Annotated in this window: 17 protein-coding genes; 6 read left to right on the top strand and 11 right to left on the bottom strand. The window is 62.8% G+C overall.

Annotation, left to right across the window (positions count from 1 at the left end):
• Positions 1-38: 38 nt before the first annotated feature.
• Positions 39-1,139: an NADH:flavin oxidoreductase/NADH oxidase gene (locus tag AWB76_RS06485; protein ID WP_061159293.1), complete on the bottom strand. Its 1,101-nt coding sequence runs from the start codon at positions 1,137-1,139 to the stop codon at positions 39-41.
• A gap of 94 nt (positions 1,140-1,233) precedes the next feature.
• On the opposite strand from AWB76_RS06485, the gene AWB76_RS06480 reads away from it, so the two are divergent.
• On the top strand, positions 1,234-2,145 hold the full coding sequence (locus AWB76_RS06480) for a LysR family transcriptional regulator (protein WP_061159292.1): 912 nt from the start codon (positions 1,234-1,236) through the stop codon (positions 2,143-2,145).
• On the opposite strand, the gene AWB76_RS06475 is transcribed toward AWB76_RS06480, so the two are convergent.
• The 5 genes from AWB76_RS06475 to AWB76_RS06455 are packed head-to-tail and all read right to left on the bottom strand — an operon-like array spanning position 2,146 to position 7,599.
• Complete coding sequence (locus AWB76_RS06475) at positions 2,146-3,066, bottom strand: dihydrodipicolinate synthase family protein (RefSeq protein ID WP_061159291.1); 921 nt, start codon at positions 3,064-3,066, stop codon at positions 2,146-2,148.
• Positions 3,067-3,090: 24 nt separating this feature from the next.
• Positions 3,091-4,047, bottom strand: coding sequence for an amidohydrolase family protein (locus AWB76_RS06470; protein ID WP_061159290.1), 957 nt, complete (start codon positions 4,045-4,047; stop codon positions 3,091-3,093).
• Positions 4,048-4,051: 4 nt separating this feature from the next.
• Entirely contained in the window at positions 4,052-5,053 is a 1,002-nt protein-coding gene (locus AWB76_RS06465) for a 4-hydroxythreonine-4-phosphate dehydrogenase PdxA (protein ID WP_061159289.1), read from the bottom strand.
• A gap of 25 nt (positions 5,054-5,078) precedes the next feature.
• Complete coding sequence (locus tag AWB76_RS06460) at positions 5,079-6,377, bottom strand: MFS transporter (RefSeq protein ID WP_061159288.1); 1,299 nt, start codon at positions 6,375-6,377, stop codon at positions 5,079-5,081.
• A 46-nt stretch (positions 6,378-6,423) separates the two neighbouring features.
• The gene (locus tag AWB76_RS06455) at positions 6,424-7,599 is read right to left on the bottom strand and encodes an L-rhamnonate dehydratase (RefSeq protein ID WP_061159287.1); all 1,176 of its coding nucleotides are present in this window, start codon (positions 7,597-7,599) and stop codon (positions 6,424-6,426) included.
• A 153-nt stretch (positions 7,600-7,752) separates the two neighbouring features.
• Here AWB76_RS06455 and AWB76_RS06450 point away from each other — a divergent pair, with 153 nt between their 5' ends.
• The gene (locus AWB76_RS06450) at positions 7,753-8,676 is read left to right on the top strand and encodes a LysR family transcriptional regulator (RefSeq protein WP_061159286.1); all 924 of its coding nucleotides are present in this window, start codon (positions 7,753-7,755) and stop codon (positions 8,674-8,676) included.
• Between the two features lie 669 nt (positions 8,677-9,345).
• Here AWB76_RS06450 and AWB76_RS06445 read toward each other — a convergent pair.
• The 4 genes from AWB76_RS06445 to AWB76_RS06430 all read right to left on the bottom strand — a co-directional run bounded on the left by AWB76_RS06445 (position 9,346) and on the right by AWB76_RS06430 (position 13,834).
• Positions 9,346-10,662, bottom strand: coding sequence for an MFS transporter (locus tag AWB76_RS06445; RefSeq protein ID WP_061159285.1), 1,317 nt, complete (start codon positions 10,660-10,662; stop codon positions 9,346-9,348).
• 229 nt (positions 10,663-10,891) lie between these two features.
• On the bottom strand, positions 10,892-12,448 hold the full coding sequence (locus AWB76_RS06440; RefSeq protein ID WP_061159284.1) for a methyl-accepting chemotaxis protein: 1,557 nt from the start codon (positions 12,446-12,448) through the stop codon (positions 10,892-10,894).
• A 197-nt stretch (positions 12,449-12,645) separates the two neighbouring features.
• The gene (locus tag AWB76_RS06435; protein ID WP_061159283.1) at positions 12,646-13,050 is read right to left on the bottom strand and encodes a hypothetical protein; all 405 of its coding nucleotides are present in this window, start codon (positions 13,048-13,050) and stop codon (positions 12,646-12,648) included.
• Positions 13,051-13,069: 19 nt separating this feature from the next.
• Positions 13,070-13,834 (bottom strand): COG4705 family protein, encoded by a 765-nt coding sequence (locus tag AWB76_RS06430; RefSeq protein ID WP_061159436.1) that lies wholly within the window; start codon positions 13,832-13,834, stop codon positions 13,070-13,072.
• A 156-nt stretch (positions 13,835-13,990) separates the two neighbouring features.
• Here AWB76_RS06430 and AWB76_RS06425 point away from each other — a divergent pair, with 156 nt between their 5' ends.
• Positions 13,991-14,989, top strand: a complete 999-nt coding sequence (locus AWB76_RS06425; protein ID WP_061159282.1) for an FUSC family protein — start codon at positions 13,991-13,993, stop codon at positions 14,987-14,989.
• Positions 14,990-14,992: 3 nt separating this feature from the next.
• On the opposite strand, the gene AWB76_RS06420 is transcribed toward AWB76_RS06425, so the two are convergent.
• A complete protein-coding gene (locus tag AWB76_RS06420; protein WP_082864360.1) occupies positions 14,993-15,739 on the bottom strand; it encodes a DUF2182 domain-containing protein in 747 nt (248 codons plus the stop codon).
• Positions 15,740-15,831: 92 nt separating this feature from the next.
• Between AWB76_RS06420 and AWB76_RS06415 the strand changes: the two genes are divergently transcribed.
• The 3 genes from AWB76_RS06415 to AWB76_RS06405 all read left to right on the top strand — a co-directional run bounded on the left by AWB76_RS06415 (position 15,832) and on the right by AWB76_RS06405 (position 19,977).
• The gene (locus AWB76_RS06415) at positions 15,832-17,052 is read left to right on the top strand and encodes a hypothetical protein (RefSeq protein WP_061159281.1); all 1,221 of its coding nucleotides are present in this window, start codon (positions 15,832-15,834) and stop codon (positions 17,050-17,052) included.
• A 34-nt stretch (positions 17,053-17,086) separates the two neighbouring features.
• Positions 17,087-17,725: a Vgb family protein gene (locus AWB76_RS06410; RefSeq protein ID WP_061159280.1), complete on the top strand. Its 639-nt coding sequence runs from the start codon at positions 17,087-17,089 to the stop codon at positions 17,723-17,725.
• 131 nt (positions 17,726-17,856) lie between these two features.
• On the top strand, positions 17,857-19,977 hold the full coding sequence (locus tag AWB76_RS06405) for a hybrid sensor histidine kinase/response regulator (protein ID WP_208606539.1): 2,121 nt from the start codon (positions 17,857-17,859) through the stop codon (positions 19,975-19,977).
• Positions 19,978-20,047: the final 70 nt, after the last annotated feature.

The raw sequence follows: 20,047 nt of genomic DNA, 5'->3' as shown, positions 1-20,047 counted from the left end.
GCGCGCAACCGTCGCGCGCTTTTTTATTTTTCACGACGTCATTCCGCAACGGCGTAGCGTTCGAGCCAATGCGCATACGGCGCAGGCAAGGCCCACGACGGCTTCTCGACCTTCAACTGCTTCGCCGCCTGATAGGGCCAATGCGGATTCGAAAGGTGCGCGCGGCCGATCATCACGAGATCGAGTTGACCCGACTCGACAGCGTGTTCTGCGTTCGGCGGCGAATCGAAACCCCACGCCGATGCAACCGGAATCTCCGCTTCACGACGCACACGTTCCGCGATCGGACCGAGGAACGCCGGACCCCAGGGAATGCGCGCATCGGGCGTGGAAAAGCCGACGCTCACGCTCATCAGATCGAGTCCCTTGCGACGCAGCGTCTTCGTCAGTTCAATGGACTCCTTCAGCGTGGCTTCATCGCGGCCATCGTATTCGATGACGCCGAAACGCGCCGTCAACGGCAAGTTCTGCGGCCACACTTCACGCACAGCATCGAATGTCTCGACGAGGAAACGGCTGCGTCCGGCGAGATCGCCGCCGTATTGATCGTCGCGCTGGTTCGCATCGACGGAGAAGAAGCTTTGCGCGAGATAACCGTGCGCGAAGTGCAGTTCGAGATATTCAAAGCCCGCCTCGCGCGCACGACGCGCCGCTGCCGCGAAGTCCGCCTTCACGCGCGCGATGTCGTCGAGCGTCATGGCCTTGGGCACCTTCGGCAGCCCGCCGCCGAACGCAACCGCCGATGGCGCAAGCGTGTCCCAGCCGCGTGCATCGTCGGAGGAAATGTGATCGTCGCCTTCCCACGGACGATTCGCGCTCGCCTTGCGGCCCGCATGCGCGATCTGGATGCCGGGCACCGCGCCCGCCGCCTTGATCGCTTCCGCGATCTTCTTCATGCCTTCGATATGCGCGTCGTCCCAGAGGCCCGTGCAGCCCGGCGTGATGCGGCCTTCCGGCGAGACACCGGTCGCCTCGACGATCACGAGGCCCGCGCCGCCGCGCGCGAGACTTGCGTAATGGCTCAAGTGCCAGTCATTGACGAAGCCGTCGATGGCGCTGTACTGGCACATCGGCGGAATGGCGATGCGGTTGCGCAGCGTGACGTCTTTCAGTTTGAACGGAGTAAAGAGTGCTGACATCTGGGGTTCTCTGAATCGATGAAGGCGTTCAGATTACCCGTTCAGTGTCATAATGAAAACTATCTGCAGATTATCGATTCGATAAAATTTTGTGATGCTCAATCCGCAATGGCTACGCACCTTTCTCGCGCTCGTCGATCTCGGCAACTTTACGCGCGCCGCCGAGCGGCTCGATCTGACACAGGCGGCCGTGAGCCAGCACCTCCGTCATCTCGAAGACGAACTCGGGCTGCTCGTGATTCGCCGTCCGCGCGGCATCGAACTCACGCCGGCGGGCAGGGCGCTGATCGACTACTGCGAAGAGATGGAGCTGGCCCGCAAGCGTCTCGCGTCGCGCCTGTCGGATAGCGAGGACGAAGCCGGCGAGATCGGTCTCATCACGCCGGGCAGTATCGGGCTCGTGCTGTTTCCGCTGCTGCTGGATTTGCAGCAGCAGCGTCCTGAATGGAAGATGCGTCATCGCTTCGCGCCGGATTCCGAAGTGCTCGAAGCCGTGCTGGAGAGCCGCTACGATCTCGGCATCGTCGCGTTGAAGCCCGACGATCCGCGTCTTGCGGCAAGCAAGTTCATCGAGGAGCCGCTTGAACTCATCGTGCCTGCGAACGAAGACGTGCACGAGTGGAGCGATCTCGAACGCTTGGGCTTCATCGACTATCCGGAAGCGCATATGACGGCGAGCCGCCTGTTGAGCCGGCGTTTTCCGGGCAATCCGGGCGTCGGCAGTCTGCGCCGGCAAGGCTTCAGCAATCAGATCAGCCTCATACTGGAATTCGTCGCGCGCGGTCTCGGCTTCACGGTGATACCGCGTTATGCGCGCATCGCGTTCGGGCAGCCGGAAGCGATCGGCGTCGTGGAATGCGGCGCGCCCGTGGTCGATACGCTGTGGCTCATCCGGCGCGCGGAATGGCCGCTGCCCGCACGTTGCGCGCGGACTGTGGAGTATTTGCGGGAACGTGTCGGCGTTCCCGCAATCAAGGCCGAATCGAAGAAGAAGCGCCGGCGCTGATCAATGTCCCCAGCGCAGCACGAGCGGATCGAGCTTGCGCGCGACTTTCATGAGACCTTCGCGCACGGCGGGATGCATCGGCGCGAGCGGATGACGCACTGCGTCCGAGCGAATCACGCCGCCTTCCTTCATCAAGGTCTTGCATGCCGCGAGACCGCATTGGCGGTTCTCATAGTTGATGAGCGGAAGCCATTGCTGATACAACTCGGCAGCTTTGTCGGTATCGCCCGCAAAGTACGCGTCGACAATCTTGCGAATGCCGTCGGGATAACCGCCGCCCGTCATCGCGCCGGTCGCGCCCGCATCGAAGTCGGGCATCAGCGTGATCGCTTCTTCGCCATCCCACGGACCGACGATCGCATCGCCGCCGAGTTCGATCAGCTCGCGCAGCTTCGACGCAGCCTGCGCCGTTTCGATCTTGAAGTACGACACATGCTCGACATCGCGCGCGAGCTTCGCGAGAAACGATGCGGACAGCGGCGTGCCCGCGACGGGCGCGTCCTGAATCATGATCGGAATGTCGATCGCATCCGATACCTCGCGATAGAACTCGTGAATGCCGCGCTCGCCCACGCGAATCGTCGCGCCGTGATACGGCGGCATGATCATGACCATCGCGGCGCCCGCATCCTGCGCGGCGCGGCTGCGCTCGGCGCAAATGCGCGAGCTGAAATGCGTGGTCGTGACGATCACCGGCACGCGGTCCGCTACATGTTCGAGCACCGTGCGCTGAACGGTGTCGCGCTCCGCATCGGAGAGCGCGAACTGCTCGGAAAAGTTAGCGAGTATGCAAACGCCGTGCGAACCGGCATCGATCATGAAGTCGATTGCACGTTTCTGGCCGTCGAGATCGAGTCGGCCCTGATCGTCGAAGATGGTCGGAGCGACGGGAAATACGCCGCGATAAACAGGTGAAGCCATTTGAATGTGTCTCCTGTAATGGGTCTAAATCCGGTACAGCGCGCTCGCATTGTCGAAGAAGAGCGCGAGGCGTTCTTCGCGCGTGCGTTCCGCGACGATCGTCTTGAAGCCCGTGAAAAGCTCGTCGAGCGTGACGACGAGGCTATCGACCGGAAAGTTGCTCGCGAACAGACATCGTTCGACGCCGAAGCTTGCGATCGCATCGCGCACGACGCGGCCGTTGCGCGCCACGCTCCAGCTTACGCCCGCTTCGCCGATACCCGATATCTTGAGCCATACGTTTGGCCATTGCGCGAGCGCATCGAGCGCGGCGCGCCATGCGGCGAGCGCTTCGTCGCTGCGATCCGAAGGCAAACCCGCATGATTCACGATGATCTGCATCTGCGGAAAATCGCGCGCGAGTTCGGCGGCTTCGTCGAAGTGCCACCACGGTGCCTGCAATTCGAACATCAGTCCGCTTTGCGCGAGCAATGCATAGGCGCGCCGCCAGCGCTCGCAACGCATCGAACCGGGTGCAGCGAAGTCCGCGCGATGCTCCGCGCGCGGCACGCTCTTCGGTTTGTGGCGCACGCTGCGCACGAGCGGCATCTCGCGATATGCGTCGATGACATCGGCGATATCGTCGCGATCGAGCCAGATTTGCGCGGCCATCGCATTCGGCAAGCCGGTGCGTTCGTGCAGCGCCGTGGCCCAGCGCGCTTCGCCGAGCACGTCGCGCGGGTCCCATTCGCCTTCCATCATCACCGTCTTCACGATGCGATGATTGCCCGCCTGCGCGAAGTAATCGTCGGGCAGGAAGTTCTTGCAGATTGACGCGTAATCGCCATACCGGAAGGCGATGCGCGGCAGATCGCGCAGCCACGGATGATAGTTGCGCGACACGTCCCAGAAGTGATGATGTGCGTCGACGATGGGCAGATCGGCGTCGTCGCCGCTTTCCAGAAAGCGTTCGCGCAAGGCTTCGATGCGTTCTTGCATCATGGCGTCAGCTCACGCGATCTTGCGCCATGCGCACGGCGATATCGAACGCTTTCTGCGTGGCGCCGACATCCGCCCGGCCCTGGCCGTGGATATCGAATGCGGTGCCGTGTGCGGGCGTCGTGATCGGCACGGGCAGGCCGCCGTGCACTGTGACGCCGCGCCAGAAACCCATGAGTTTCATCGCGATCTGTCCTTGATCGTGATACATCGTGACAACGCCGTCGAAGACTTTCTGATCGCGTGCGCGCACGAAGATCGTGTCGGCGGGGAAGGGGCCTTGCGCGTCGTAACCTTGTTCCTGCGCCGCAACGACCGCTGGTGCAATCACATCGATTTCCTCGCGTCCGAATGCGCCGTTATCGCCGTTGTGCGGATTGAAGCCGCACACCGCGATGCGCGGCTTCTCCACACCCGCGCGTTTCAGACCATCATGAATCAATTGCACCGCGCCGACGATGCGCTCCGGCGTGAGCCTCGCGCTCACGTCCTTCAACGCGATATGCGAGGTCACGCGCGAGGTCCATAGTTCATCGAGCACGTTGAACTCGCAGAAAGCGCCGCTGTAGTCGAGCTGGCGCGCGAACCATTCCATCTCGTCATTCGTCTCCATGCCGGCCATGTGCAGCGACGTCTTGTTGACGGGCGCGAAGAGCATGGCTTGCGTGCGGTTCGCGCGGGTCATCGCGAGTGCCTGTCTGAAGGCTTCGAGACTGTAGCGGCCACCGCGTTCCGTCGATACGGCGCGATCGTATGCAGCGTCGTCGGAGAGACGGAAATCGATGAGCGAGGGCACGTCGGTATCGCGCGCGGCATCGGCTTCGTTCTCGATCACACGATACTCGAAGCGTTGCTGCGCGATCTTCATGCCTTCATCGAGTTCGCGCTTGTCGCCGATAATGAGCAGATCGGCGCGCGCGCGATTCTCCGGCTTCGCGATGAGACGCGCGATGAGTTCGGGACCGATGCCGGCGGGATCGCCGAGAAGCACTGCGATGCGAGGTTTCATGTTCGTAGGGTCCGTTGGTCGGTTATTAGCGCGTGCGGCGCAGGTCGATGGCGATCGAACCGAAGATATACACGAGCGCGCACGCGCCGTAAAAGTGCAGCACCGCATCGAAGGAGCCGGTGCGCTGAAGAATGAAGCCCGTGATGAGCGGAATCGAAATGCCGCCGATGCTGCCCGCGCAATTCATGCACGCACCGAGCAGTCCGACGCGGCCGGGACTCGCGAGCAACGAAGGCAGGCTCCAGTAGAGGCTGCCCCACATCAGCAGGAACGACGCGCCGCACAGCACCGCAACAGCGACGACAGGCGATGTGATCGTCGGCAGCGTGGCGAACACGGCGAGCGTTGCGATGCCGGAGACCGCGATCATCGTCTTCACGACTTTACCGCGCGACAGGTTCATCGCGCACAAGGCATCGCACAGGAAGCCGCCTGAAAGCGAACCGAGCGCGCCCGCAAGGAAGATGAAGAAGGTCGCCGCGCCGATCTGCGAGAGGCTCAAACCGCGTGCCTGCGTCAGATAACTCGGGCCCCACGTAAGCAGGCCGAAGAAGATCATCGCCCAGCTCATGCGCCCGACGCACATGGCGATGGTCGAACGCAGCGGCAGCGGTGCATCGTCGTGGCTCATGCTCGCTGTGCCCGCTACGGGCGGCGCGCCGTCGTGGATATGCGCGAGTTCCGCGCCATTCACGCCGGGATGCTTCGCGGGATCGTCGCGCAGATAGCGCCATGCGAGCCATCCACATGCGATGGTCGCAAGCCCCGCGACGACGAACGCGGTGCGCCACGAGCCGAACATGAGAATGAGGTTCGAGATCGCGAGACCGCCGATCGCGGCGCCGAGCGGCGAGCCTGCATCCATCAGCACCGCGCCGCGCGCGCGTTCCTTGCGAGACAGCCACAGCGCGTTGAGCTTGCTGCCCGCGGGAAAGAGCGGCGCTTCCGCACCGCCGAGACCCACGCGCAGAAATAGCATCGACACGCCGCCGGTGGCCGCGCCCATCAAGGTCTGAAAGAGACCCCATAAGACGGTTGCGCCCGCAACGACCTTGCGCGGCCCGAGTTTGTCGATGAGCCAGCCGCCCGGAATCTGCAGCAGCGCATACGACCAGAAGAAGCTCGACAGCACGAGCCCTTGCATCGTAGGCGAGAGGGCGAACTCTTTCGCGATGGCGGGCATCGCGATGGAAAGCGAGATGCGGTCCACGAGGTTGATCAGCGTGATGAGAAACACGACGCCGAAGATGCGCCAGCGCACGCTCGTTGCGTGTGTGGACGAGGCGGCGTCGTGCGCCGTGTGAGCTTCGATTCTGCTTTCCATGTTCGTCTCCGTTCGCCTGGGGCTGCATCGGCCCGCGGTCGCATCGTCATTCGATGATATTGAAGTCGCTCAGATGCTTGTCGGACAGCGTGATGCCGAGGCCCGGGGTTTCATCGGAGAGTTGCAGATAGCCGTTTTCCGGCTGCGGTTCGCCCTCGAAGATGTAATAGAACAGCTCGTTGCCCACTTCGACATCGAACACCGGGAAGAACTCGGACATCGGGCTCGCGGTGCTCGACATCGTCAGGTGATAGTTGTGCATCTGACCCGCGTGCGGAATCACGGGAACCGACCACGCTTCGGCCATTGCATTGATCTTGCGCGCGGCCGTGATGCCGCCCACGCGATTCGTGTCGTACTGAATGACGTCGACGGCGCGGCGTTCCAGCAGATCCTTGAAGCCATAACTCGTGAACTCGTGCTCGCCGCCGGAGATGGGCACGATGTTCATCTTCTTCAGTTCCTGATAGCCCTCGACGTCGTCGCCGATCACGGGTTCTTCGAGCCAGCGCGGATTGAATTCGGCGAGACGCGGCAGCATGCGGCGCGCATATTCGAGCGTCCAGCCCATATAGCATTCGAGCATGATGTCGACTTCATCGCCGACGAGCTCGCGCAACAGCCGTACCTGTTCGAGATTCTTTGCCATGCCTTTTGGACCGTCTTTCGGGCCATAGCCGAAGCGCATCTTCATCGCGGTGAAGCCCTGGTCGAGATAACCTTGCGCTTCGGCGAGGAAGGCGTCGCGATCGTCGTTGTTATAGAGCTTCGATGCATAGCACCAGATCTCTTCTTTCGTGCGGCCGCCCAGCAGTTTGAACACGGGCTTCTTCACGGCCTTGCCCATGATGTCCCACAGCGCGATGTCCATCGCCGAGATCGCCGCCATGCCGATGCCCTTGCGGCCCCATGCGTGCGTGCGCCGATACATTTTCTGCCAGATGTATTCGTGATCGAATGGATCTTCGCCGATGGCGATGGGCGCGAGATATTCATCGACGATCTGCTTCGCGACGCGCGGTGCGAGCGCGCAATTACCGATGCCGACGGTGCCGTCGTCGCATTCGATCTCGACGACGAGCCAGCCGTGGAAGCGGAACGAGCCCATTGCATCGCCGCGTTCGTAGAGGATATCGACGGCGTTCGTGCAGAAATGCGCTTGCGGCGGGACGACCTTGCCTTTCCATTCGAAAACGCGTGCGCGGACATGCTTGATCTTCATCGTCGGTGTCTCCGTGTGATTCGACTGATGCCGCGCGTATTGCCCGATGCGAGGGTTTGCGCGGCTGTTTCGGGTAGCGCTAGTGTGCGAAACTCCGCGATAACTGACTATTGAATTATTTGCATCAGGCTATTTCCTGGAGTTATCGCTCGCATGATCGCGCCCGCAACGACCATCCGCAAACGCCTGCGCCTGCGTCATCTGCAACTGATGATGGCGCTCTCCGAAACCGAATCGCTGAGAAGCGCCGCCGACGAGCTCGCGATGACGCAGCCCGCTGCGACGAAGGCGCTGAAGGAACTGGAGGACACGATCGGCGCGTCGTTGTTCGTGCGCCATGCGCGCGGCATGGAGCCGACGATCTACGGCGAGGCGGTGATGCGCTATGCGCGCGTCGTGTTCGAGGACCTCGATGAGTTGCGCGAGGAACTGGCGGCGATCGAAGCGGGGGATATCGGCAAGGTGCGGATTGGCGCGGTGATGGCGCCGGCGCCGGATTTGCTGACGAAGGTGATCGTCGGGTTGAAGGAAGCGCATCCGCGCTTGCAGATCAGCGTGCAGATCGATACCAGCGATGTGCTCGTGCAGGCTTTGCAGCAGGATCAGCTTGATATCGTGGTGGGGCGCATTCCTTATGGTTTTTCGGCGCTGGATCTGACGTTTGAGACTTTGTCGGAGGAGGCGCTGGCGATCGTTGCGCGGCCGGATCATCCGGCTGTGGGGATGGTGGGAAAGCCGAAGCTTGCCGATCTGGCGAAGTATCCGTGGATTGTGCAGCCGCATCCGAGTCCTATGCGGCAGATCATCGATCAGACATTTCGGGAGTCACGGGTGGCGCCGCCGGTGAGTACCGTTGAGACTTCTTCGATTCTTACTACGTTGTCGTTGTTGCGGGATTCGGACATGCTCGCGGTTTTACCTAGCTCTGTTGCCGACTACTATGCTGCGCTCGATACCATCGCTTCGTTGGCCACGCCGTTGCGCGGGCGGCTCGCGCCCTATGGGTTGATTCTCAGGAAGAATCGACGGATTAGTCCTGCTACGCAATTGGTCATCGACGCAATTCGACGGGCTTGATTCTTTTTTGCCGGATCCCGTATTCGTGTTGGTCTATTAGCGCTGCCCCTGTGCGGGGCGGCAGTCACTTTCTTTGCTGCTGCAAAGAAAGTAACCAAAGAAAGCAGCTCGTTCAGGCCCGCGGTCACACGTAGTTTGGGTAGTTCTCTCGTCCTCGGTGGCACTCGCCTAAAGAGTGCCCTCATCACAATTACCCGGCTTGGCTCGCGCACGGTCTGCCATCACTCGCCACACAACAAACTGGTTCAGCACCAAATAGCTCCAGCCCGCTTCGCGGCCGACCGGTCAATCAGGACTGCGTGAGCTTCTCTACTAACGTTTCCATCTCGCCGCGGCTGCCGCACGTTGGTTTCCCTTGCAGACCCGGCGGCAGCGCGTAGCGCTGTGCCGGAACTCTTTCGAGCTGAACCAGCGCCCTAAAACGGCTAGCGTGTCAGACCGTGTGCGATCCAAGCCCGGTCAGTCCTTCGAGGGCACTCTTTAGGCGAGTGCCACTTTCAACGAGAGAACTACCCAAACTACGTGTGACCGTGGGCCTGAGAAGCTGCTTTCTTTGGTTACTTTCTTTGCAGCAGCAAAGAAAGTGACTGCCGCCCCGCACAGGGGCAGTGCAAATAGACCAACAACAAAACGGGATCCGGCGAAGGCAAAGAACAAAAAAAAGAAAAATCACCGCGAGACCCTTTGCTCGGCAAGCTCCAACTCCCCTTCAGAAACCGAAGCGAAATCATCGCTCTGATCCAAAGCAATATCCGGCCGCATGAAAAACGTCATCACGATCCCAACAGCAAGCAACCCAAGCGACCCAGCAAACGGCAAAGTCCAACTCCCAGTCCGATCGACGATAAACCCAAACACGATCGGCGAAAAAATCCCCGCAATAGCCGATCCGGCGTTAACAAGCCCGCTAGCAATCCCGACATGCTTCGGCGTAATGTCCATCGGCACGGCCCAGATCGGCCCGATAGTCATTTCCAGAAAGAAGAACGAGAGACTCATAGAAGCCGCCATAACCGGCAGCGATTTAACAAACATCACAGGCGCGAGAAACACGAGCGCACCCAGAAACGCGACGATGATCATATTGCGCCGCGCCGCGACCACATTGCCGGTGCGTTTCAGAATGCGATCGGAGATGACACCGCCCGCCGTATTCCCGACCACGCCAGAAAGAAAAACGCCCGCCGAAAAAAGCGCCGAACTCTTGAGATCCAGCCCACGACCGTGCATGAAAAACGTCGGCAGCCACGTGAAAAAGAGCCAGCCGGTCCAGCCATAACAGAAGTAGACGAGCATCGTCGGCGAGATGCGTTTGAGAAGACGTGCCCACGGCGTCGGCTCGCGCGTTTTGTCGACAGCGACCTTGTTCTCCGGCGGCAATTCCGCTTCTTCCTCGGCCGTCATATGCCGATGCTTGCGCGGATTATCCGCGAAGTACCACGCATACACGATGACCCAGACGGCCGTCAGCGCGCCGACCAGCACGAACGAAGCACGCCACGAAGCAAACGCGACCAGCAACGCAATCAAAGGCGGCGTAAGCGCATTGCCCAGACGCGAGAACGAATGCGTAAGACCTTGCACGAAGCCGCGCTTGCTCGCCGGATACCAGTTGACGAGCGCGCGCGCCTGCGCCGGCAGCGCCGCGCCTTCGCCGACGCCGAGCAACATGCGCGCGCAGAAGAGCGACACGACGCCGCCCGCGAAACCCGTCGCAATGGTCGCGACGATCCAGATCGATGCGCACAGCACAAGCGTCGTCTTCGCGCCGAAACGGTCGCTGAACCATCCGCCGATCACCTGGCAGATCGCATACGTATAAGCAAACGCGCCGAACACGAGGCCGATATCGGTATTGGTGAGATGCAGATCATCGCGTATCAGGCCCGCCGCTGCGGACAGGTTCACGCGATCGAGATACATGATGAACGACATCGCGCACATCAGCGCGAGTACGGAACGGGTGACTCTGGGTCGACGCAGCATCTTCTATGTCTCCTCCGAGGCTTGTTGCGCGCTGTCTGACTCATTGCGCGTGCTCTTTTTCGAGGACGGACCATATATCGGTCCGACGCCCCGCAGTCTCGCGAAAAGAGCGATAGCCGTCTATTGAATTCGCCTCATGAGGTGATTACCGGCGGTTATGGCTCGGCAAAAAGAAACGGCTCGCGTCCCGAAGGATCGCGAGCCGCGCATCATCGAACGACAAAAGCCTTCAGGCCGTCGCGCGCATGCCTTCATCGTGAAGACGGAACGTCTCCACCGCCGTGCGCAACGCGCCCGCCTGATCTTCCAGCGATTGCGCCGCCGCCGCCGCTTCCTCGACGAGCGCCGCGTTCTGCTGCGTCACTTCATCCATCTGCGTAACGGCGCGCGCCACTTGCTCGATGCCGCTGCTCTGCTCTTCAGATGCCGCCGCGATCTCGCCCATGATGTCGGTCACGCGCTGCACCGCCGTGCTGATTTCCGTCATCGTGCGGCCCGCTTCGTCGACGAGCGCCGTGCCCGATTGCACGCGCTCCACCGAGTTGTCGATCAGTTCCTTGATCTCCTTCGCCGCCGCCGATGAACGCTGCGCGAGCGAGCGCACTTCGCCGGCCACGACCGCGAAGCCGCGACCTTCTTCGCCCGCACGCGCCGCTTCGACGGCCGCGTTCAACGCGAGAATGTTCGTCTGGAACGCGATGCCTTCGATGATCGTGATGATGTCCGCGATCTTCGACGAGCTGTGGTTGATCTCGCCCATCGTCGTCACGACCTGCGACACGACATGGCTGCCCTTGCCCGCGATCTCCGATGCATTCGCCGCCAGCAGACTCGCCTGACGCGCGTTGTCGGCGTTCTGCTTCACCGTGCCGGTCAGCTCGTCCATGCTCGACGCCGTTTCCTGCAACGCCGACGCTTGTTCCTCGGTGCGCGAAGAAAGATCGACGTTGCCCGCCGCGATCTGCTTGGTCGCCGATGCAATCGATTCGCTGCCGCCGCGCACCGTGCGCACCGTATCGACGAGGCTCGATTGCATGGTCGCGAGACCGCGCAGCAACTGGCCCATTTCGTCGTTCGAGGTCACCTTCACATGACTGCGCAAGTCGCCGGCCGCGATGGCATCGAACTGTGCGAGCGCCGCGTCGAGCGGACGCGAAATGCGACGGCGCAACGACGTCCACGTATAGAACGCGGCGGCGACGCCAACCAGAATTGCGATGATCGAGGCCATGCGGAACATGCCGAAGATCTGCTGGCCTTCGTCATACGAGCCCTTCGCCTGATCGAACTGCAGTTTGCGCAGCGCGACGCCCGTCTTCGCGAAGTCGTTGAACGATGCCTGCATCGCGCTCGCGTCGTCGATGACCTTCGCCTGATCCTTGGCGCGGACATCGGCATAACCTTGGTCGATCAGTTTCTGCAGCGCGAGACGCTGCGTGTTGAACTTGTCGGCGAGCGCTTTTTCTTCGGCGCCTTGGGGCAGGCCGGAGTAAGTCGTCCAGGCGTCGTCGGAAATCTTGCGCATCAGCGCGCCGCGACCGATTGCATCTTCGGCGGCGGGCGTGCCGACGTTCAATGCGGCGCGGTCGAACGAGAGACGCTCGCGCGCCATGAACATTTCCGCGTTGCCGACCGACACCGCGCTCGGCATTTCATTCGTGAAGAGGTCATGCGTTTCTGCGTTGGACCGGCTCATCCCGGTCAGTCCGACCATGCCGACTGCGATCAGCAGCACGCTCAGAAGCGTCATGGCCAAGGCCAGTCGGCCTTTGATTGTCGAAAACATAGCTCTCTCAAGGTGGCTGCATCGCTTGGGCGCGTACGCGGGCGGACGGCGATGCATCGCCTGCCGCGCAGCCGATGAAACCCATCGGCTGGTCTATATAACGACATCGAGCCTAGGTCCTTTAGGAAACTTTTAAAAAGGCATTTCAAGTCGCTGATGCGGGAAAAGCCCCGTATGCAGGGCTTTTCCGTTGTGGGTCAGGGTTTGCCGTTGACTCGGTCGATGGTTGTCAGCAGATCGGCGAGCGATTGCTTACAAACAGCTTGAACGGGAGATTTCGCGCGTAATGCTTCGAGCGCACGATCGATCGCTTTGTCGACGACATGCCAGTCGCTCGCGGCGCGCGGCTTTAGCGAAGGCTCGGCTTCGTCCCACGACACTTCGAGATCCTTGATGCGCGCTTTCGCACCGGCGAGGTCGTTCTTGTCGACGAGCGCGGCGGTATCCGTCGCGATCGCGCGAAACGGCGCAAGGTCGCCGATCTTCGATGCGGCATGCGCCGCGCCGATCGCTTCGAACCCGGCCGGCGTAATCGAGCCCGTGAAGGCAGTGACGGCAGCGGCCGCGCAAAGCGCCATGCCGGCGATATGACGAGGTTTCATGGTTTTCTCCGTGATGAGGTCAGGCAGGACGCGAGCCGCCGCGTCGACGTTGTGTCCTGCTCGTATGATCGAGATAGGTCACGTAAGCGACGAGCGCGACGATGATCGCGAGAAAGATGACGCTGGTGTAGATGGTGCCGAGGCCCATGCCGCCATAGACGCGCGGCTGCGACATGAGGTCGCCCAGCGACGCACCGAGCGGGCGTGTCAGGATGTACGCGATCCAGAATGCGGCGACGCGGTTCATCCCGAGGAACGCGGCCGCGCCCGTGACCGCGATGAGCGCCGCGAAGATCAGCACGCCGAGCGGAAAGCCGAGACCGAGTGCTTCGGTGGCGAGATCGCCTGCCGCGGTGCCGAGCGCGAACGTGCAGAGAATCGCGCACCAGTAGAAGAGTTCGCGTCGATGCGTGTCGATCGAACGTATGGAAAGCGAATGCTCCGTGCGGTGCCAGATCGCGAAGATGATCGCGAGCAGCACTGCAAAGCACGATGTGCTCGCGTAGAGACTCACACCCGCGTTGTCGGTCAGCGCATCGGTGATCTGCGTGCCCGCGATGCTGACGAGCACCACGGTGAGCCAGTAGAGCCACGGAACGAGGCGGCGCGTGCGCATCTGCATGACGAGTGCCGTGGCGAGCAGGGCGGCAGTGATCGCATCGGTGACGGCGACGCCGAGTCCCGCGTTGACCGCGAGAAAATCCGCGCCGGTTTCGCCGACCGTCGTCGACATGATCTTGATGATCCAGAATGCAAGCGTGACTTCGGGAACCTTGTTGCGCATCGCGGCCATGTGAGGCCTCCTCGTATCGGCGGGAGCGCGCGAAGATCGCGCGCCGTCATCGCGAACTCTGTGCGTGGATACTTAGTGGGCGCTTAGGTAACGTCGCCGCGAAAACCCGACTACACTTCATCCGAACTCACGAAGCGACTGACGCGCATGTCCGCCGACGCACCGCATCTTCGTATCGCCAGCGAGATCAAGTTCTGGCCGCTCCTGCGCGCAACGACCGCGCTGCTGCCCTTCGTCGCGCTCGCACTCGTCACCGGCAACGCGCTGTGGATGAAGGCTTCATTGCTCGCGATCGCCACCGTGATCGCGCAAGACAGACTCGATCTAAGGCCAGCCGGCGTCGCCGCGCACGGGCTTGCGATCATCGGCGGGACTTATCTGCTGCTGCTGGCCGAATTGGTGCCGGCGTTTTTCGTCGTCGCGTGCATGCTGCTCGCCGCGCGCGTGATCCTGCTTGTATCGCGTGGAAAAGAACTGCGTGCGCTCGGCAACTGGACCTTCATTCCCGTGCTCATCCTCGCGAACGAACTGCATGGCGGGCGCACCGTCGATGCGCTATTGCGCGCCGCGCCCGCCGCGCTGCCTTATCTGTTCATCGCGCTTGCGCCCGCCGTTCTGGCGGCGTATATCCGCTCGCGCGGCAAGCCCGCGGCACGCTGGTCGAATCTCGATGACTTCGGCATGCGCGCGCCCTTCGGCGAAGATCTCGCGGCGATGCTCGCGAGCGTCGGCATCGCGGCGCTGATGGTCGTGTACGGCCACATGGAGCGCGCGCAATGGGTGATCTGGGGCGCGGCCAGCATCGTGACGGGATCGGTCGATACGGCGCGCGCGAAGCTGAAGGATCGCGCGCTCGGCGTGATCGCGGGCGTGCCGATCGGCATTCTGCTCGGGCAATTCGTCGTGCCGCATTCGGGTATCGCCGTCACGCTCGCGACGCTCGCCACCTTCCTCACGCTCGTCGCGTTTCAGCGTTACGTCGTCGGGTATTTCTTCCGATGCCTCTTCGTGGCGCTCGCCATCATGCTGGCGAATCAATCCGCCGCCGATGCCCTCGAGCGGCTCACGCACGTGCTCGCGGGCGGCGTGATCGGCATCGTGTGCGTGCTGGGCGCGCATGCGGTGTCGCGTCGGCTTGCGCGTTGAACGTCATCGGACGATGAGCATCGCGCCGAGCAGCAGCAACATCACGCCGGTGATTTGCGATACCCGTTCGAACGATGGCATCAGCCGTTCAGCGCTGATCGCCAGCGTGACGAGTGTCATCGCGCGAAGGTCCATCACGCCGAACACGAAGAGCGTCGCCGTCAGGCCCGCGCAGCACGCGACGCAATGCAGGCCGTGACGCACGCCGCCGCGCCATCCGCGATGCGACGCATGGCGGCAGCACGACAGCATCCGCGCGTGCCATGCCGAACACTGCAACGCGCCCGCCATCAGTACGACCACGCCGCTCGCGAACGGCACGCAACGCGCAATCGACGGCGCACGCATCATGATCGCGGTGAGGATCGCGCCGAACGTGAACGCCGCGAGACCCGTCATCGTCCATACGAAAGCGTAGCCCGCCGCCGTGCTCCACGAAGCACGCACGCTTCCACGATCACGCGAGAGAACCGGCGCGAACGATGGCAGCATCATCGCGGTCATCATCGCGATCCACATGCCGATGAACCCCGCCGCCGCGCGCAGCCATGTGCGTCCGCACATCGGCGTGAAGACGGGCGAGAGCATCCAGCCGCCGGGCATCGGGAGTTCGGTCATCGATGACATCGACACATGCATCGCATAAGTCGCGATCACGCTCGCGATGAACACGAGCGCAACGATCGCGATGAAGCGACGGCGCGAACCATGCGCAATCTCGCTTTCGATGATGACGGCCAGCGCTTCCATGATGTCGTCCTTTAACAGTGCGCGTCCAGGTACGGTGTTAGATTAGTCGCGGGCATGCACGGCAAAGGAGTGACAAGTGTGTCGGGATTCGCATGGATTCGCTGATCACGGCGGCGGCGCGCGCGCTCGCGGCGGGTGATCCGCTCGGCGCGCTGAATCGCATCGCGCTGCGCGACGACGCGAGTGCGCTGGCGTTGCGCGGCATCGCGATGGCGCAACTCGGCGACTTCGCGCGGGCGCGTGCGCTCGTCAAAGGCGCTGCGCGCGCGTTCGGCGCGAAAGAGGCGCTGGCGCGTTCGCGTTGCATCGTCGCGGAGGCGGAAATCGCGCTGGCATCGCGCGATCTCACATGGCCCGCGAAGGCGCTCGATCACGCGCGCGCGACGCTCGACGCGCACGGCGATCACGTGAACGCCGCCCACGCGCGCTATCTCGAAGTGCGCCGCGCGCTGCTCATCGGACGGATCGACGATGCCGAACGCATGCTCGCGGCACTGGATCACGCGACGCTTCCGGCTGCATCGCGGGCCGCGCATGAACTCATCGACGCGGGCATCGCGATGCGTCGTCTCCGTACGAACGCGGCGCGCGCAGCGCTCGAACGCGCGACGCTCGCCGCGCGCGAGGCCGCGATTCCCGCGCTCGCCGCCGAAATCGACAGCGCATGGCGCATCCTCGATGCACCGGCGGCGCGGCTCATCGCGCAAGGAGAAGCGCGTCTGCTGCGGCTCGACGAAGTGGAGGCACTGTTCGCATCGACTGCGTTCGTCGTCGATGCGTGCCGGCTTTGCGTGCGCGAGAACGGCACGTCGATATCGCTCGCGACGCGCCCCGTGCTCTTCACGCTCGGGCGCATGCTCGCGCAGGCGTGGCCCGGCGACGTGCCGCGCGATGCGCTGATCCTGCGCGCGTTTCGCATCCGGGAAGCGGACGAGACGCATCGGGCGCGGTTGCGCGTCGAGATGGGACGGCTGCGCACGATGCTGCGCGCGCACGCGAGCATCGACGCGACACCGCGCGGCTTCGTGCTGAAGCCGCGTCACGCGCGCGATGTCGCGGTGCTCGCGCTGCCCGTGGAAGACGAATACGCACCGCTGCTCGCCTTTCTGGCCGATGGCGAATCGTGGTCCAGCTCCGCGCTCGCGATCGCGCTCGGCGCGAGCCAGCGCACGGTGCAGCGCGCGCTCGATGCGCTCGCCGCGAACGGCAAGGTGCAATCGTTCGGACGCGGGCGCGCGCGCCGCTGGACCACGCCGCCGATGCCCGGATTCACGACGACCTTGTTACTCCCCGTCGAGCTCGCGAGTGATTAGCATAGGGGCATCACATCATGAAGAGGGCGGCGACATGAAACGCGCGAAAGCGGAAATCATCCGCGAATACGGGCCTTTTCCGGATATCGACGGCGTGCACGGCGTCACCTATGACGGCGAGCATGTGTGGTTCGCGGCCGGCGACACGCTCAACGCGTTCGATCCCGAGAGCGGCGAGAAAGCGCGCTCGCTGAACGTCGCGGCGCATGCGGGCACGGCCTTCGACGGCGAGCATCTGTTTCAGATCGCCGAGGACCGCATCCAGAAGATCGATCCGAAGACGGGCCGCGTGCTGTCGACGATTCCCGCGCCCGGCGGCGGCGCCGACTCCGGTCTCGCATGGGCCGAAGGCACGCTGTGGGTCGGGCAATACAACGAGCGCAAGATTCATCAGGTCGATCCGGATAACGGCGCGATTTTGCGCACCATCGAGTCGAATCGCTTCGTGACGGGCGTGACGTGGATCGACGGCGAACTGTGGCACGCCACATGGGAAGGCGACGAAAGCGAGTTGCGGCACATCGATCCGCAATCGGGCGAGGTCATCGAGCGGCTCGACATGCCGGAAGGCGTGGGCGTGTCGGGGCTCGAATCGGACGGGCGCGACCGCTTCTTTTGCGGCGGCGGGCGCACGGGCAAGGTGCGGGCGGTGCGCAAGCCTAAGCGCGGCTAAAGACGCGCGCGCGCAACGCATCCACACGATGCTTTCAGGACAAAACGATTAGCCTTTATGCTGTCGGATTCGCGGAATAAGCGCGACAGGAACGCGTCGGGACGCGATTCTTCAGACAAGAAAGGCAGGTTTTGACTTCGAATATCTCCGATCATCGTCAGCTCGATTCATGGATCGGCGAAACAGCGCGCGCCATTCGCGACTTTGACTGGAGCGCGACGCCGCTGGGTTCCATCGATACATGGCCGCACGTGCTGCGCGCCGTCGTGCAGGTCATGCTGCGCAACGCATTGCCGATGGCCGTGCTGTGGGGCGAAGAAGGCACGCTGCTCTACAACGACGCCTACGCGAAGTTCTCGGGCGGACGCCATCCGCGCATTCTCGGCATGCCGATAGAAGACGCGTGGCCCGAGGCCGCCGAGTTCAATCGCAACGTCGTGGACACGGGCCTGCGCGGCGAGTCGCTTTCGTATCACGATATCTCCTTCACGCTGCCGCGCGACGGACGCGACGCGCAAGTCTGGCTCGATCTGCACTACAGCCCGGTCGCGTCGAACGAAGGCGTGCCGGTCGGCGTGCTCGCGATCGTCGTCGACACGAGCGAACGCGTGTTGCTCGAACGCACGCGCGCCGAAGCGGAAGGCGCGTTTCGCGAAGCCAACGAGCGCCTGCAACTCGCGCTCAATTCAGGCGCGGTGCTCGGCACGTTCGTGTGGGAGATTCAGGTCGATCGCGTGAAAGGCGATGAACGCTTCGCGCGCACATTTCTGTTTTCGTTCGACGAAGTCGCGCGCGGCATGCCGATCCAGGCCGCCTTCGCGAAGATTCATCCCGACGATGTGGAACGCGTGCGCGCGCTCATTACGCGAACGGTACGCGACGGCGAACTGTTTCGCGCCGAATACCGCATTCGCTCGGGCGATTCGGGCTGGACGTGGATTCTCGCCACGGGCCGGTGCGACTTCGACGAGCACGGCACGGCGACGCGCTTTCCGGGCGTCATCATCGACATTCATGATCGCAAGATCGCCGAAGAGAGTCTCCGCGAACTGACGCGCAGTCTCGAAGACAAGATTTCCGAGGCCGTGGCCGCGCGCATCGCGGTGGAAGCGCAATTACGTCAGAGCCTGAAGATGGAAGCGCTCGGCGCGATGACGGGCGGCGTCGCGCACGACTTCAACAACACGCTGCAGGCGATCAGCGGCAACCTGCAATTGCTGCAATATTTGCCGCCCACGGACAGCCGCGTGCCCGAGCGCGTGCACGCCGCGCTGGAAGCCGTGCAGCGCGGCGCGAAGCTCGCTTCGCAATTGCTGTCGTTCGCGCGGCGGCAGCCGCAGTCGCCGGTCGTCATCAATCCGCAGCGCCTGTTCGACGAGATGCGGGAACTGTTGCAGCATGCGGTGGGACCGTCGGTGTCGATCAACACGCTGCTTGCCGAGCATGCATGGAATTTCTGCGTCGACCGCAATCAGCTGGAGAACGCGCTGCTCAATCTCGCGATCAACGCACGCGATGCGATGCGCGGCGACGGCAAGCTCACGCTCGCATGCTCGAACGAAATGCTCGATGCGGCCGCTTGCGAAGGCAAGGATCTGCCTCCGGGCGAATACGTGAAGCTCTCGGCATCGGATACCGGCGCGGGCATGGCGCCCGACGTGCTCGAGCGCGCGTTCGAGCCGTTCTTCACGACGAAGCCCGAAGGCCACGGCACGGGACTCGGCCTCTCGATGGTCTTCGGCTTCGTCAAGCAGTCGGGCGGGCATATCGCGGTGTCGAGTTCCGTCGATGTAGGCACGACCGTCGAAATGTTCTTCCCGCGCAGCTTCGACGATGAAACCACGCTGCCGCGAGCCGGCAGGCTGACGGCGCAAACCGGCGGCGCGACGGTGCTCGTCGTCGACGACGATCCCGCGGTGCTCATGTCGACGGTCGCGATTCTCGAAGCCATGCATTACATCGTGCTGCGCGCCGCGAATGGCGATGCCGCGATGAGCGTGCTCGAAAGTGGCGTGAACGTCGATCTGATCCTCACCGACGTCGTCATGCCGGGCAAAGTGAAGTGCGCGGACCTGGCGGAATGGGCATTTTCGCAGTTGCAGCCGGTGCCGGTGATTTACGTCTCCGGCTACACGCGCGACTTCATTTCGCGCGACGGCGTGCTGCGCCCGAACGTGACTTTGCTCGGCAAACCGTATCGCGCGGAGGCGCTGGCGAAGGAAATCGCCGGGGCGTTGAAGGGCGCGGTGTAGCCGGCCCTGTTCTAAAGACTTCCCCCTATGAGCCGATAAACACCGATCGAACCTATCAATAGAACAGGGC

Origin of the sequence: Caballeronia temeraria, from assembly GCF_001544795.2 — a bacterium.
Lineage (GTDB): Bacteria > Pseudomonadota > Gammaproteobacteria > Burkholderiales > Burkholderiaceae > Caballeronia > Caballeronia temeraria.
This window is presented reverse-complemented; position numbering and strand designations above follow the sequence as displayed.

Bases quoted from the DNA above. Each gene is read 5' to 3' on its own strand.
- AWB76_RS06485 (WP_061159293.1), bottom strand. From the start codon at position 1,139: ATGTCAGCACTCTTTACTCCGTTCAAACTGAAAGACGTCACGCTGCGC.
- AWB76_RS06480 (WP_061159292.1), top strand. From the start codon at position 1,234: ATGCTCAATCCGCAATGGCTACGCACCTTTCTCGCGCTCGTCGATCTC.
- AWB76_RS06475 (WP_061159291.1), bottom strand. From the start codon at position 3,066: ATGGCTTCACCTGTTTATCGCGGCGTATTTCCCGTCGCTCCGACCATC.
- AWB76_RS06470 (WP_061159290.1), bottom strand. From the start codon at position 4,047: ATGATGCAAGAACGCATCGAAGCCTTGCGCGAACGCTTTCTGGAAAGC.
- AWB76_RS06465 (WP_061159289.1), bottom strand. From the start codon at position 5,053: ATGAAACCTCGCATCGCAGTGCTTCTCGGCGATCCCGCCGGCATCGGT.
- AWB76_RS06460 (WP_061159288.1), bottom strand. From the start codon at position 6,377: ATGGAAAGCAGAATCGAAGCTCACACGGCGCACGACGCCGCCTCGTCC.
- AWB76_RS06455 (WP_061159287.1), bottom strand. From the start codon at position 7,599: ATGAAGATCAAGCATGTCCGCGCACGCGTTTTCGAATGGAAAGGCAAG.
- AWB76_RS06450 (WP_061159286.1), top strand. From the start codon at position 7,753: ATGATCGCGCCCGCAACGACCATCCGCAAACGCCTGCGCCTGCGTCAT.
- AWB76_RS06445 (WP_061159285.1), bottom strand. From the start codon at position 10,662: ATGCTGCGTCGACCCAGAGTCACCCGTTCCGTACTCGCGCTGATGTGC.
- AWB76_RS06440 (WP_061159284.1), bottom strand. From the start codon at position 12,448: ATGTTTTCGACAATCAAAGGCCGACTGGCCTTGGCCATGACGCTTCTG.
- AWB76_RS06435 (WP_061159283.1), bottom strand. From the start codon at position 13,050: ATGAAACCTCGTCATATCGCCGGCATGGCGCTTTGCGCGGCCGCTGCC.
- AWB76_RS06430 (WP_061159436.1), bottom strand. From the start codon at position 13,834: ATGCGCAACAAGGTTCCCGAAGTCACGCTTGCATTCTGGATCATCAAG.
- AWB76_RS06425 (WP_061159282.1), top strand. From the start codon at position 13,991: ATGTCCGCCGACGCACCGCATCTTCGTATCGCCAGCGAGATCAAGTTC.
- AWB76_RS06420 (WP_082864360.1), bottom strand. From the start codon at position 15,739: ATGGAAGCGCTGGCCGTCATCATCGAAAGCGAGATTGCGCATGGTTCG.
- AWB76_RS06415 (WP_061159281.1), top strand. From the start codon at position 15,832: ATGGATTCGCTGATCACGGCGGCGGCGCGCGCGCTCGCGGCGGGTGAT.
- AWB76_RS06410 (WP_061159280.1), top strand. From the start codon at position 17,087: ATGAAACGCGCGAAAGCGGAAATCATCCGCGAATACGGGCCTTTTCCG.